The following is a 13,524-nucleotide window of genomic DNA, read 5'->3' on the forward strand; positions in this document are numbered from 1 at the left end:
CGGTCGATTTCTCCATAGGTTTTTTGATGTAGGTCAGCGACCCAAAAGACGATACGATCACGCCGGATCATGGGCGCTACGCACTACCTTAGCCCCACGGTCCTTCGATCCCATCATGGAAGATAAAAACAATGAGAACGGCTTTCTGCGCGATATTGCTGCTTTGCCTGACCTCCCCTGCATTCGCTGACGAAAACCCGATCGGCTTTAAAACCGCCACCCTGCCCGATGTCGAGAACCAGCGCACACTGCAACTGGCCGTCTGGTACCCCGCCGCCACCACGGCCAAGCCCGAGCTGATCGCCGACAACGCGGTGTTCATCGGGGCTCTCGCCGTGCCCGACGCACCGCCGGCTGCTGGCGAGCATCCCTTGGTGGTGCTGTCCCACGGTTACGGCGGTAATTGGCGCAACCAGGTGTGGCTGGCCAGTGCACTGGCCCATCAGGGTTACATCGTGGCAGCGGTCAACCATCCTGGTACCACCAGTAAGGATCGCAGCCCCGCCGCCGCCGCGCAGTTGTGGCAACGGCCCAAAGACCTCAGCCGTGCCATCGACGCGGTGCTTGCGCAGCCCACGCAATTTGGCACGGTCAAGCACAACCAGATTGCCGCCGTGGGCCACTCACTCGGTGGCTGGACCGTGCTGGAAATCGCCGGTGCCCGTTTCGATCCAGACCTGTTCAATCGAGACTGCAACGTCCACCCGAAGCTTGGCGGTTGCATGGGCTATCGGCAGATGGACCCTGCAGGCACAACCGCCGGCAAGGTCCAACTGGCCACTGACCTGAGCGACAAACGCATCACCGCCATTGTGTCGTTGGACCTGGGCCTGTCGCGCGGTTTCACCCACGCCAGCCTGGCGGCATTGCCAGTGCCGGCGCTGGTAATCGCGGGGGGTGTGCCGTCGGAGGAGATGGACCCTAACTTGGAGTCCGCCGCCTTAGTCAAACGCTTGCCGAAAGTGTCGACGCAATACGTGGAGCTCGCCGACGCCACTCACTTCAGTTTCATGGCGATCTGCAAGCCGGGCGGCATGGCGTTGATTGAAGCGGATTCGCCGGGCGACGGCATGATTTGCCGGGATGGTGAGGGGGCTCGGCCACGGGCGGTGATTCAACAGCAGTTGGTGGGGCTGATCAGCGAGTTTTTGGAGCGCTCGTTTCGACATTGAAGCAGGCATCGACCTTAGAGCACGTGGCGCGCCACGGCTGGCTGTCTATCGTGAAAACTTTATTGAACTGCGGAGCGAACATGCAAAAAAGTAAACAACTGAAGGGATTGGGCGGTTGGTTGGTCGTGGTTGGCTTGGGGCTGTTTATAGCCTTGGCGCGTCTGAGCTATGCCATTATCACGGTGTATTACCCGATATTCGCAGATGGCTCGTTTAGTACCATTACCTCATCCGGCACGACGATGGATAACACCCTATGGGGCGCGATCCTGATTTCAGAAACACTCATGAATGCAGTCTTTATCGCGGCCTTTGGTTATTTGGTTTACCTGTTCTTCTCCGAACACTATTTATTTCCCAGGATTTATATCGTCACGCTCATCACCTCGGCTATTTACGTTCCATTTGATGCCTGGGTTTGCTCGTTTGTTCTGGTGGATGAACCCATATTCGACTACAGCACGGCCAAGGAAACCCTCCGCGGATTGGTGTCCACCGCTATCTGGGTCCCCTACATACTGGTCTCTAAAAGGGTCAAGGCAACGTTTGTACAACACCGGCCGGTTGAGGCAGAAGCGCCTAGCTCCGTCGCCCTTTGATGCGTTGAGCGCCTGCCCGAAGACCGGCAGGCGCAACGATCAGGTTTTTTAAACTGGTATGATTCGCGCGTTTACAGACCAGGTAAAAAACCCATGAACCGCCAGAAAAAACTCCAACAGTTGTTCAAGGCCAAAGCGAAAAAGGCCAGCGCCAAATTGGCGCCCAAATCCAAGGATAACTACATCAGCAAGGCCGACCGGGAAAAGCTGGAAGCCGAAGCCGCCCAGGCGCCATTAGCGCAAACTCCGAGGTGATGCCCGATCGCCGCCAGGCCAGGGTGGCGTAAGTGATGGCAGGTCGCGCCAACACTAATGCCCCACCGCCGCCGGACCATCGGCAGACCGCTTCCCCGGCTTGAAACCATGGACCCGCGCCGTCCACGCAATGCCCAGCGCCAGCGCCCCCAACCCCAGCATCGCCCACGGAAATACCGCCACGCCCCATGTGTCCAGCAACACGCCGCCGACCACGCCGCTGCCGGCAATCGCGCTGTTCCACGCCACCACGTTGAGTGACAGCGCCACATCCGCACCGTCGCCCGCTGCATCGGCCAGCGCGGTTTGCAGCAAGGTCGCGGCGCCACCGAAGCTCAGCCCCCAAACCGCCACACCGAGGTAGATCACCTCAGGCCTAGTCCCCAGCAAGCCGAACCCCACACTGACCAGCGCAAACGTCGCCAGGCTCAGCAGTACGGTCTTGCGCAGCAAAGGCTCGACCAGCCTGGCCGTGATCCAGATCCCCGCCAACGCGGCGATGCCGAACACCAGCAGCACCCGGTCGACGTGACTCGCCAACCCCGCTGGCGCCACGAACGGTGCGATGTAGGTGTACAGAATGTTGTGCGCCAGCATCCAACTGATCACCACCGCCAGCACCGGCCGCACGCCTGGCGTGGTCAGCACTTTGCCCAGCGACAGCCGCTGGTGCGCGGGTTGCGGCGCATAGTCCGGCACTTTCACCAGCACCCAGACGATCAATACCAAGGTCAACCCCGACATCAGGCCAAACGTGGTGCGCCACCCCACCAGCCCGCCCAGCCAGGTGCCGAGCGGCACGCCCAGCGACAGCGCAATCGGCGTGCCGACCATCGCCAGTGCCAGCGCCCTGCCCTGTTGATGGGGCGCGACCATGCGCCGCGCGTAACCGGCCAACAAGCTCCAGGCCAATCCCGCTGCGACGCCTGCGAAAAAGCGTGCAACCAGGGTTATGCCGTAATGGGACGACAGCGCGGTGATCGAGTTGAACAGCAGAAAACCAACGATGGTCAGCAGCAGCACATTGCGCCGACGCCAGCCCCGAGTGGCGATGGTCATGGGGATCACCGCCAGCACCGACCCCAGCGCGTAGGCCGTGACCATCTGCCCGGCCATGGACGGCGAAATCGCCATGCCCTCGCTGATCAACGGCAACAGGCCAGCGGGCAGGGTTTCGGTAACGATGCAGATGAAACCGGTCATCGCCAGGGCGAGCAATGCGCCGATGGGCAGGCGCTCGGACTCGGCCGATAAGGTGAGTGAGGGGGGCACGGGAAACTCCTTGGAAAGCGACTTAGATACTGATCGATACAAATATTGCAGGCGCGCTCCGCGCATTGTCAATGACTTATGTATCGACTAGTATTTATATGCCTTTGCACAGGAGACCTGCCATGGCACAAATGGGCCGCCCCCGCACCTTCGACCGCGACCAGGCCGTGGAACAGGCTATGCACCTGTTCTGGCAACACGGCTATGACGCCACCTCCCTCGCCCAACTCAAGGCCGGCCTGGGTGGTGGCATTTCCGCGCCGAGTTTTTACGCAGCGTTCGGCTCCAAGGAGGCGCTGTTCGAGGAGTGCGTGCAGCGCTACCTGGACACCTACGCCAAAGTCACCGAATGCCTGTGGGATGAAAGCCTACCGCCGCGTCAGGCGATTGAGACCGCGCTGCGCCAGTCAGTGCGCATGCAGTGTGAAGACGGCCACCCAAAGGGCTGCATGGTGGCGCTGGGCGTGATGAGCGCGCCCAGCCCGGAGAACGCACGGGTGGCGCATGGCTTGACCCAATCGCGGCTGCGCACGCGGGCGGGGATCGTGGCGTGTGTGGAGCGCGCGGTGCACATCGGCCAATTGCCTGAGCAAACCCAGTCGGCGGTGATGGCGACGGTGTTTGACAGTTTCCTGCAAGGCGTTTCGATCTTGGCCCGCGATGGCGTGCCGCACGCCAGCCTTGATGCGGCGATCAGCCAGCTCATGCTGACTTGGGATGTTGCTGGGTCTGTCACACCGCCCATTCGCCACCTGGGCAGGTAGCGAGTACGGCAAACTTAGTTATTCTTCCAGAAGCTGCTTGCGGATATTCAGCAGTTCTTGATGACGCTCCTCGCTGGTCTTTGGATATGACATTCTCAGCCCATCCAGCACATCTGAAAGTATCTGAGATACGATCAGTCGAGAATTTTTCTTGTCGTCGGCAGGCACAACATACCAAGGTGTCTCAGTCGTGCTCGTTGCACTAAGACATTTTTCGTAGGCCTGCATATAGTCTTTCCAGTACTTGCGTTCCTCGATATCTGCCGCACTGAATTTCCAGTTTTTTTCCGGCTTATCGATGCGATCGAGGAAGCGCTTTTGTTGCTCTTCTTTCGAAAGATGGAGAAAAAATTTGACGACGCATGTTCCGTTACCTGAAAGGTGGCGCTCCAAATTGGAGATCGAACGATATCAGTCGCGCCAGACAGTACTCTTGTTTTCAAGAGCATCGGGGAGTCCCTCGCTTTGGAGAATCTCCGGATGGACTCGCGCAATCAGTACCTCCTCATAGTACGACCGATTGAATATGCCAATCCGCCCGCGTTCCGGTAGATTGCGGGTGGTTCGCCATAGAAAGTCGTGCTCCAATTCAGCCGCGCTAGGATGCTTGAAGCTTAATACTTGGCAACCCTGCGGATTCACCCCTGACATCACATGCTTGATGGCACCATCTTTTCCTGCCGCATCCATCGCCTGGAAAATCAGCAGAATGGCATAGCGATTGGACGCGTAAAGAAGCTGTTGCTGCGCGCTCAATTGCGCAACATGCGCTCTCAGAAGCTTGCGATATTGCTGTTTTGACTTGTAGAAAGGTTCCACCTTGGTCGGCCACTTGTGGAGATTGACCTTGTCACCTTCCCGGACTCTAAATTCCGCCGAATTGATTTTCATATTCCGCCTTTCGGTGCCGCCGGCGCGGTTGCTGGTTGTCTTGCAGCTGAATTGGGAATTCGCCTTGCGATCAACGCAACACTTCACAGTGTCGTTCAGAATTCTGCCCAAGAGTACTGATTTATTTTGTATCGGCCAGAGCCGACGTTGCCTCGGCGACGGTTGCCGATTCGCAAGGTAAATACTGTTCTGGAACAGATGGCGCGACTGGGCGCCGTGTGAGGGCTAACTGGGACTTACCGCAAATCTTCGTTGCCAGGGCATCGCTCTAAGGGCAGCCATTGCCTCAACCAGGCGCACTGTCAGTTCAGTCGGTGTTCAAGACCGAGGACATACTCACAATCTACTCACATGGGCGACTCTTGACCCACAGCCCAAACGCTTTCATTACCTCAACGACCGGTTCCAACCGTCGCCCGTCAACGGTGAGTTCGTACTCAACCGTCACGGGCACAGTGGGGAACACCGTTCGTTTGACCAACCCTGCTTGCTCAAGGGCGCGCAAGTCGAGGGTCAGCATGCGTTGTGAAATAGCGGGAATGTCGCGCCTCAGCGCATTAAAGCGCTTTGGCCCATCGAGCAGGTAGGACGCAAGAAGCAAGCGCCAGCGGCCACCCAACAAACGCATTGCTTCTTCGACCGAGCAGCCGGAGATGTTGTCTTTCATGGTCAGAGTCCTGGTCGGGTGTAGGTATATTTTTTGTACCTATACTACAAAATAGTGCGTTCTTCCTATTTTATACCGGACATCTAGAATCAGCTGAAGCGCGCTTTCCCACTGGATTGACAGCGCTCCCCCTGTCCTGGAGTTTGCCAATGAAGTTGTACTACATCCCCGCGTCTTGCTCGCTTTCGCCCCACATCGTTCTGAATGAACTGGGTCTCGATGCCACGCTGATCAAGGTCGATCACAAAACGCACCTCACCGTATCGGGCGCCAACTACTTCGAGGTCAACCGCCTGGGCTACGTACCCGCCATCGAGCTGGACGATGGCACTCTCCTGCGTGAGGGGCCGGCAATCGTGCAGTATTTGGGCGACCTGAAACCGGAGCTTGGACTGGTCCCTGCTCATGGCACCCTCGATCGATACCGACTTCAGGAATGGCTGAACTTCCTGTCGTCTGAAATTCACAAGGGGTACATTCCGCTGTTGTACGCGACACTCGCAGGTCAATACGTCGAGACTGCCAAGCCAAAGTTAGAGAAGCGCTTCGCGTGGATCGACGAACAATTAAGTACCCATCCATACCTCATGGGCGACGCTTTCACTGTGGCGGATGCCTATCTATTCGCATTGACCGGCTGGGGCCAGGCCTCTTGGCTGACCAGTTATTACAAGGCCGACATCCACTTTGACCACTTGCGTAACCTCCACGCCTGGTATGACCGGGTCAAGGTGCGTCCAGCGGTGCAGAAAGCGTTGCGCGAAGAAGGCCTTGCGTGAAAGGCCTCACGTGCCGATGTTGCCCCGACTGGCAATAGGCGCGTCGCAGGGTGCATCCGCCTCAACGCTGCCACGCAATCAACGGGTTTTCCGCCGGCACAAAGGCCTCCGGATGCCAGGCGCGAACCCGTGGGGTGTAGTGCTCCAGCGGGCGCATCGTGGCGACCGAAATGGAATAGATGTAACCCTGGATCGCACCCGGAATCACATCGACGGCATTCATCAGCAGGCACTCTGCGGGATACTCGCCGCACAGGCCCCCATAGAGTTCCACCTTGACCCACTGAGGCGAAACTTCACCCAAATACACCGGCACGCGGATGCACAGACAGTCGCCGTCGCGATGCCCGTCGACCGTGCCGAAATGAATATTGCCCCATGCCGACACCAGCCCTTTCTGCCAGGCGTGGAGTGTGCGTGCGAGTGCCGCGTTATCCTCGCGACGGCGTCGGAACGCCTGAATCGCCGGCTGGTAAAGATGCTCCAGGTATTCTTGCAGCATGCGATTGCTGCTGTAGTACGGCCCCAGTTGCGACATGCTGGCGCGCATGCGTTGCACCCAGTCCCTTGGAATACCCTGTGCATCGCGTGCGTAGAACGTGGGAACTACCTCGTTTTCCAGCAGGCCGTACAAGCGCTCCGCGTCGACGTCGTCATTGCTCGGCGCGTCATCCCCGATCGCCCAGCCATAGGCGGGCTGGTACGCTTGCGCCCACCAGCCATCGAGTTCCGAGAGGTTCAAGCCGCCGTTGACGAGCACCTTCATGCCGCTGGTGCCGCAGGCTTCCCACGGCCGACGCGGGGTGTTGATCCAGACATCGACGCCCTGCACCAGGTGTTGGGCCATTTCCAAGTCATAGTCTTCCAGGAACACCACATGCCGGCGCAGCCCTGGGCGATGCACGAAGTCGAGCCATGCCTGGATCAGTTGCTTGCCCTGCTCGTCGGCGGGATGAGCCTTGCCGGCGATGAGCAGTTGTACTGGATGCTGTTCGTTGGTTAACAGCCGCGCCAGGCGGTCGCTGTCATGCAGCAGCAGGTTCGGGCGCTTATAGTCGGTGAAGCGTCGCGCAAACCCGAGGGTGAGGCAGTTAGGGTCAAGTACCTGCGCGGCCTCCGCCACCTGCTGCGCCGACTCGTCACGCTGCTCAAGCTGCCAGGCCAGGCGCTTGCGCGCATAGTTCACCAGGTCGCGGCGTTGCTCGGCCGCCATGCTCCACAAGGCCTCGTCGTCATTGTTGGCGACCGTCGCCGGCAGCAATTCGACCGCGCCGCGCCAACGTTCCTTGCCGCAGCTTGTGGTCCATAGATGATCCGACCACATTGAGTCCCAGGACGAGACATGGACACCGTTGGTGACATGCCCCACCGGTACCTCTTGGACGGGCCAGCGCGGATACAGATCGCTAAATAGCTGTCGGCTGACCTCGCCGTGCAACCGGCTCACGCCATTGGCTTGAGCGCACCCACGCAGTGCCAGAAAAGCCATGTTGAAGGGTTCATCATCGTCCAACGGATTACGTCGGCCCAGCGCCAGCAGTTCGCGCGAAGAGAGGTGGCAGTCGTCGAGATAGCCTCGGGCATACTTGAGTACCAGTTCTGCGGGAAACACATCGAAGCCCGCCGCCACCGGCGTGTGGGTGGTAAAGACGTTACCTGCCCGCGTCGCCCACCAGGCTTCCTGGAACGATGTGCCGTGCTGGTGCATGAAGCGCCGGGCACGCTCCAGCACCAGCAGCGCAGCATGACCTTCGTTGAGGTGGCACACATCGACATTGATCGCCAATGCTTCGAGTGTGGCCCAGCCGCCAATGCCAAGCACCACTTCCTGCAGCAAGCGCATCTGCGAACCGCCGCCGTACAACTTCGAGGTGATGCCACGGTCGCTGGCGCCATTGAGCAAATCATTACTGTCCAGCAGGTACAGGCTGGTACGCCCGACGATGGCCTGCCACACGCGTAAAAACAGGGTACGGCCGGGAAGCGCCAAGGGGACTTTCAACCAGGCGCCGTCATGCCCAAATGCCGGCTGGATCGGCAGGCTGGTCGGGTCGTTATAGGGGTAGGCCTCCTGCTGGCGCCCCGCCGCGTCGATAGTTTGTCGAAAATAGCCTTCCTGATAGAGCAACCCCACCCCGAGCAGCGGTACCCCCATATCGCTCGCCGTCTTCAGGTAATCCCCGGCCAGCACACCGAGCCCGCCGGCGTAGAGCGCCAGCGCCTCGCTCAGGCCGAACTCCATGCTGAAGTAGGCGATCCGTTTGGAATCGCCGGCGGTTTTCTGCTCCGCATACCAACCCGGCTCGCCGAGGTAGTGGCGGTGCTCTTCGATGGCGTGCGCGAGGGTTTGCGAGAACGTCGCATCTCGACAGAGTTCTTCAAGCCGGTGCGGCGATGTGTTCTGCAGTATCAGCCAGGGGTTATGGGTGCGCTCCCACAGCAGCGGGTCGATGCTTTTCCATAGCTCGTCGAGCGTATGGTTCCAGGTCCAGCGCAGGTTAAGCGCAAGCTCGGTCAATGCGCGCAACTGCTCTGGCAGTTCGCGTGGCAAGAATGCATACACGTCGACACCTCAAGGCGATAGTGGCTAAAGCGCCTCGCTCGCCGCCGGCAGCAAGGCCAGGCTGTGTCGAGCGATGACTGCATTTTCATCAGTGCTAATGACCCAGGCGGAGACCTGGCTGTCCGGCGTCGTCAGGCAGGCTCCGGTGGGATGCTCGTGGTTGCGGGTTACGCCTAACCAGGCGCAACCGTCGAGTATCGCGTCACGCACGGCGGGTGCATGTTCGCCAATGCCGCCGGTGAACACCAACGCGTCGAGCCCGCCCAGCACTGCGGCCAGGGCCCCGATTTCCTTGACGACACGCCGTACAAACAACTCGATGGCCTGCGTGGCCCCCTCGGCATGACTGGCCAGCAGCGTGCGCATGTCACTCGCCACACCGCCAGAGACGCCAAGCAATCCGGACTCGTGGTACAGCAGGTGTTCGACCGCCTCCGCGCTCATGCCGCGTTCGCGCAGCAGATACAGCACGATTCCGGGGTCCAGGTTGCCCGGGCGGGTGCCCATCAACAGTCCGTCCAGGGTGGAAAAACCCATGGTGGTGCCGCAACTGATCCGGTTACGCATCGCGCACAGGCTGGCACCGTTGCCCAGGTGGGCGACCAGGGTGCGCCCGGTGGCCGCGCGCGGGTCATAATCGGCCAGGACCCCGGCGATGTACTCGTAGGACAAGCCATGGAAGCCATAACGCCGCAGGCCCTCCTCGCTCAGTGCCCTGGGCAGGCCATACAGGGTTTCCAGCGGGTCGAGCGTGTGGTGAAAGGCCGTGTCGAAGCAGGCCACCTGAGGCAGCTCGGGATGTTCGCGGGCCACATGGAGAATCGGTGCGAGGCACAGGGGCTGGTGCAAGGGCGCCATTGGAATCAATCCTTGTATCTCGCTGATCAGCGCGGTATCGATCCGCGCAGCCACTTCCCGCCGGGCGCCGCCATGAACCACCCGGTGCGCCGCTCCGACAATCCGCCATTGGGTATGGCTGCCCACCCAGCGCATTAGGTTGCCCAAGGAGACTGCGTCCATGCAACTCTCGGCGATCCATTGCTCCTGATGGTCGGCGCCGGATCCGGAGTCTTGGTAAACCAGCATCGCCCTGCCCCGGCGGACTTCAATACTGCCGCTGCCCAGGCAATGAGCAGCGGACGCCGCCGCGAGGTAAAGGGAAAACTTGAGGGTCGAAGAGCCCGCATTCAACACCAGCAGCGCCGGGCAAGGCGCATCCATCACGAGTGGCTCCACAATGCGGGGGAATACACGGCCTGACGGGGCCCGATAAGCAGTAAACGTAATGCTCGATTCATGGGCCGCCTCGACACTCGATGAGTGGTTCAATCCGAGCATAGGAGCCCGCCTGGCGGGCGATCTGATCCACGTCAGAAAACCGAGATACCGGCCAACCGCTGGATCAACGGTAGCCCTGCCTGGGGCATCAGCCTATCCAATGGATCTCTGGGGCCTTGTGAACGACGGGTGCGGGCACCGACTTTGGATGCCCCACGATAATCGGTGCGACGGGCGTCCACTCGGCGGGCAGGCCCAGCGCCTGCTTACCCTGCGGCGTATTCAGAAAGCCTTGGGCGAAACCGATCCAGCACGTCCCGAGCCCCTCGGCATGCGCCGCGATCATCAGGTTCTCGGCCGCCAAGGCACAGTCTTCGACAATCCACTGATTGGGCGCGTTGCCCGAGATCAGCACTAGGACCGGCGCATGGTAGAAAATCTGAAAACTCTCCTCGCTGAGCAACGCTTGGAAGTGGCTGGAGTGCGTTCCAGCGGGCGTGGTGGCGAGCGTCCAGGCCCTCGCTTCACGGGAAATCAGCTCCAGCAGCGCCTGGTCGCGGATCACCGTGAACGTCCAGGGCTGTTGGTTCATCGCGCTGGGCGCCTGGGCGGCGGCATAGATCAAGCGAAAAATGAGTTTTTCATCGACCGGTTCTGGCGTGTAGTCACGTGTCGAGCGCCGGCCGGCGATTGCCTTGGTTACGTTCATGGGTGCATGCCTCCATCAGAGCGACTCAAATCAAAGTTGGGTGGCGCCACTGGGGATTTTCTCGCGGGCAGCCGCGCGAAACACGATTTTACGGTGAGCCATCAGGGTGCTCTCCTCTCACGTCGACGGTACTTGCATGCTTCTCTGAACTGCCCGCAACCAGGTTGACTTTTATCAACAAAGTCACACCCCGGCCGACGCGGTCACCGACTGTCGCCGGGCGCTGGCCGAGTTGACAAAAATCAACCCGCTCGGCTGCAGACGACCTGAAGGTGACCACCTCCGGCACTCATCTCGCAAGTTGCCTGGGGCATGTGCAGGAAGGCGCGTTGGCGATACTCAGTACGTCATTGAAGCGGGCAGTACGACGCAAATGCTCAACCTTTGAGTTTCGAAGTCTTCTCGACCGAGTTTGGATACCACCCTCCCCCTAAAGCCTTGTACAAGTTGACCTCGCTAGTCAGCTGGGACAACTGGTCACTGATGAGGGACTGTTGTGCGCTGTACAACGAACGCTGGGCATCCAGAAAGGTAAGATTGCTGTCGATCCCGACACGGTATCGCCACTCGGCGAGAACGTAGTAGTCCTGACTGGCCTGAACATAGTCACGCTGCGACTGAAGCTGATCGACGTAGGTTTTGCGCGACGCCAGGCCGTCAGAGACTTCCTTGAAGGCAGTTTGAATGGCCTTCTCGTAGTTAGCGACGCTGATGTCTTTCTCTATTTTCGAATAGTCCAGACTGGCCCGCAGGTTGCCGGCGTTAAAGATCGGCAGGCTGATACTGGGGGTGAATAGCCAACTGCCGGAGCCGCCCTTGAACAGGCCGGACAGCTCGCTGCTGGACGTTCCCGCGTCGGCTGTCAGGGTAATACTCGGGAAAAACGCTGCGCGAGCTGAACCGATGTCTGCGTTGGCAGCCTTCAGCGTATGTTCGGCCTCGATAATGTCTGGACGACGGGTCAGCAGATCCGACGGCAAACCAACCGGTACGGTGGCCAGCAGGTCAGTCCCCAAGGGCTTGGCTAGCGGAAGATTGTCGGGCAAGCCTGCGCCCAGCAGTGACACCAGATCATTCTGATCCTGGGCGACCTGTCGCTGGTAGGTCGCCAGACTCACGCGAGCGCTATCTACCGATGTGCGAGCCTGTGCCAGATCCAGTGCGGAAGACACCCCCACTTTGCTGCTGCGCGTGGTGAGGTCCAAGCTTTGCTCATAGGCGTCAAGGGTGTTTTGGGTCAGCGCCAGCAGTGCTTGATCCGCCTGCCAGGTGAAGTACGCATTGGCAACGCTTGCCACCAGGCTGATTTGAGTCGAGCGACGGGCCTCTTCGCTGGAAAGGTAGGTTTCCAGCGCCTCTTGGCTGAGGCTGCGCACGCGGCCGAACAAATCCAGTTCATAAGAACTGATGCCCAGTGTCGCCGAATACTGGCCTGACGTAGTTGTACGCCCTGTCTGCGAAAGATCGGCGGGTGTTCGCTGGCGGGTCCCGCTGGCATCGGCGGAAATCGATGGCAGCAGGTCGGCACGCTGGATCCGGTATTTGGCGCGGTACGCTTCGATATTGAGTGCGGCGACTCTGAGGTCTCGGTTGTTTTCCAGCGATAGCTGAATCAGTTGCTGAAGCCCAGGCTCCTTGAAAAACTGGCGCCAGCCCAGGTCAGCGGCCACAGTGTCCGCAGCGGTGGCTGGCGAATACGACTGGCCCGTTGGGTACTGTGTAGCCGTAGGTATTGCGGGCCGTTGATAGTCAGGGATCAGTGAGCAGCCGCCCAGCACAAACGCGGTTACTGCAAGAGACAATAGAGATTTCTTCATTGCGCAGCCCTATCAAGTAAATGGCGTTTGAGTGACCCCCGCCACCAGCGGCTGGGGACCCATCAAGTAATCGTTTCGGTTTCTGTTGCTGTTTTTCCATCCCCCCCGCCGTAACCACCGAGGAACACTTCAACAGCGCGGTCAACAGCCCCTTTGATCTCGGCACTGGATAGCTCGGACCTGATGCCCATCAGGCAAGGAAATATGGTCTCTGACTCGAAGAGCGCGATGAGGTGTCGAGCTGCCACGTGGGGATCAGCCTGACGCAACGTACCTGCGAGCATTCGGGCCCGGAAAAAATCAGCCAGGGCATGCATGGCGATCTGTGGCCCGGTTTCATAGAAGAGCTTGCCGATGTCACTGCGACCTGACTCGCTGATCACTGTGCGCATGGCTTTGATCGCGGGTTCACTCGCGACAATCGCCAGTGCCGTCTCCCCAAAACGTCGAAGTACGCCACCCAGTTCCTGATCCGTGCTTGCCAGCAATGTTTCCAGGGTTGGAAGAATCTGGTCTTTGGCAGCCTGATGACTCACCGCAACAAACAACTCCTCCTTGGAGGAAAAATAGCGGTAGAGCGTCGACTTGGAACCGCCCACTCGCGTGGCGATGCCTGCCATGGAAGCCCCTTCAAACCCTTGCTCATGAAAAATGTCTGCGGCGGCCTGAAGAATCGCATCCCGCTTGCTGTCCGTAAGTACCCGCACAAGAAATCTCCTATTTCGATACCAATGTGTACCATTATTACTTGACCAAAT

At 59.6% G+C, this 13,524-nt stretch carries 12 protein-coding genes and 1 pseudogene; 5 read left to right on the forward strand and 8 right to left on the reverse strand.

The features are described 5' to 3' along the window. The first annotated feature begins 131 nt into the window (after positions 1–131). The 3 genes from P3S72_RS15555 (at position 132) to P3S72_RS15565 (ending at position 2,026) form a co-directional block, all read left to right on the forward strand. Positions 132–1,172, forward strand: a complete 1,041-nt coding sequence (locus P3S72_RS15555; RefSeq protein ID WP_276192971.1) for an alpha/beta fold hydrolase — start codon at positions 132–134, stop codon at positions 1,170–1,172. An 80-nt stretch (positions 1,173–1,252) separates the two neighbouring features. Further along, the gene (locus P3S72_RS15560) at positions 1,253–1,771 is read left to right on the forward strand and encodes a DUF2569 domain-containing protein (protein WP_276192972.1); all 519 of its coding nucleotides are present in this window, start codon (positions 1,253–1,255) and stop codon (positions 1,769–1,771) included. Positions 1,772–1,864: 93 nt separating this feature from the next. Beyond that, positions 1,865–2,026: a DUF2986 domain-containing protein gene (locus P3S72_RS15565; RefSeq protein WP_276192973.1), complete on the forward strand. Its 162-nt coding sequence runs from the start codon at positions 1,865–1,867 to the stop codon at positions 2,024–2,026. Between the two features lie 54 nt (positions 2,027–2,080). On the opposite strand, the gene P3S72_RS15570 is transcribed toward P3S72_RS15565, so the two are convergent. Further along, on the reverse strand, positions 2,081–3,298 hold the full coding sequence (locus tag P3S72_RS15570; protein WP_276192974.1) for an MFS transporter: 1,218 nt from the start codon (positions 3,296–3,298) through the stop codon (positions 2,081–2,083). A 122-nt stretch (positions 3,299–3,420) separates the two neighbouring features. On the opposite strand from P3S72_RS15570, the gene P3S72_RS15575 reads away from it, so the two are divergent. Then, positions 3,421–4,062: a TetR/AcrR family transcriptional regulator gene (locus P3S72_RS15575; RefSeq protein ID WP_276192975.1), complete on the forward strand. Its 642-nt coding sequence runs from the start codon at positions 3,421–3,423 to the stop codon at positions 4,060–4,062. Positions 4,063–4,080: 18 nt separating this feature from the next. On the opposite strand, the pseudogene P3S72_RS15580 reads toward P3S72_RS15575, so the two are convergent. Next, positions 4,081–4,953, reverse strand: a pseudogene (locus P3S72_RS15580) (ADP-polyphosphate phosphotransferase). A 343-nt stretch (positions 4,954–5,296) separates the two neighbouring features. Next, the gene (locus P3S72_RS15585) at positions 5,297–5,620 is read right to left on the reverse strand and encodes a helix-turn-helix domain-containing protein (protein WP_276192976.1); all 324 of its coding nucleotides are present in this window, start codon (positions 5,618–5,620) and stop codon (positions 5,297–5,299) included. A 149-nt stretch (positions 5,621–5,769) separates the two neighbouring features. Between P3S72_RS15585 and gstA the strand changes: the two genes are divergently transcribed. Beyond that, positions 5,770–6,399, forward strand: a complete 630-nt coding sequence (gstA, locus tag P3S72_RS15590; protein ID WP_276192977.1) for a glutathione transferase GstA — start codon at positions 5,770–5,772, stop codon at positions 6,397–6,399. 61 nt (positions 6,400–6,460) lie between these two features. Here gstA and glgP read toward each other — a convergent pair whose 3' ends face one another. From glgP to P3S72_RS15615, 5 genes are all read right to left on the reverse strand, one after another. Then, positions 6,461–8,962: an alpha-glucan family phosphorylase gene (glgP, locus tag P3S72_RS15595; protein WP_276192978.1), complete on the reverse strand. Its 2,502-nt coding sequence runs from the start codon at positions 8,960–8,962 to the stop codon at positions 6,461–6,463. 24 nt (positions 8,963–8,986) lie between these two features. Continuing rightward, entirely contained in the window at positions 8,987–10,183 is a 1,197-nt protein-coding gene (locus P3S72_RS15600) for an acetate/propionate family kinase (protein WP_276192979.1), read from the reverse strand. A 205-nt stretch (positions 10,184–10,388) separates the two neighbouring features. Then, a complete protein-coding gene (locus tag P3S72_RS15605; protein WP_276192980.1) occupies positions 10,389–10,949 on the reverse strand; it encodes a nitroreductase in 561 nt (186 codons plus the stop codon). Between the two features lie 377 nt (positions 10,950–11,326). Beyond that, positions 11,327–12,766, reverse strand: coding sequence for an AdeC/AdeK/OprM family multidrug efflux complex outer membrane factor (locus P3S72_RS15610; RefSeq protein ID WP_276192981.1), 1,440 nt, complete (start codon positions 12,764–12,766; stop codon positions 11,327–11,329). Positions 12,767–12,828: 62 nt separating this feature from the next. Beyond that, entirely contained in the window at positions 12,829–13,473 is a 645-nt protein-coding gene (locus P3S72_RS15615) for a TetR/AcrR family transcriptional regulator (RefSeq protein ID WP_276192982.1), read from the reverse strand. Between the last annotated feature and the right edge of the window lie 51 nt (positions 13,474–13,524).

Source organism: Pseudomonas sp. D3 (assembly GCF_029320995.1).
Classification (GTDB): Bacteria; Pseudomonadota; Gammaproteobacteria; order Pseudomonadales; family Pseudomonadaceae; genus Aquipseudomonas; species Aquipseudomonas paraveronii.

Coding starts and splice junctions, on each gene's coding strand:
- P3S72_RS15555 (WP_276192971.1), top strand. CDS start 132: ATGAGAACGGCTTTCTGCGCGATATTGCTGCTTTGCCTGACCTCCCCT.
- P3S72_RS15560 (WP_276192972.1), top strand. CDS start 1,253: ATGCAAAAAAGTAAACAACTGAAGGGATTGGGCGGTTGGTTGGTCGTG.
- P3S72_RS15565 (WP_276192973.1), top strand. CDS start 1,865: ATGAACCGCCAGAAAAAACTCCAACAGTTGTTCAAGGCCAAAGCGAAA.
- P3S72_RS15575 (WP_276192975.1), top strand. CDS start 3,421: ATGGCACAAATGGGCCGCCCCCGCACCTTCGACCGCGACCAGGCCGTG.
- P3S72_RS15585 (WP_276192976.1), bottom strand. CDS start 5,620: ATGAAAGACAACATCTCCGGCTGCTCGGTCGAAGAAGCAATGCGTTTG.
- gstA (WP_276192977.1), top strand. CDS start 5,770: ATGAAGTTGTACTACATCCCCGCGTCTTGCTCGCTTTCGCCCCACATC.
- P3S72_RS15600 (WP_276192979.1), bottom strand. CDS start 10,183: ATGGATGCGCCTTGCCCGGCGCTGCTGGTGTTGAATGCGGGCTCTTCG.
- P3S72_RS15605 (WP_276192980.1), bottom strand. CDS start 10,949: ATGAACGTAACCAAGGCAATCGCCGGCCGGCGCTCGACACGTGACTAC.
- P3S72_RS15610 (WP_276192981.1), bottom strand. CDS start 12,766: ATGAAGAAATCTCTATTGTCTCTTGCAGTAACCGCGTTTGTGCTGGGC.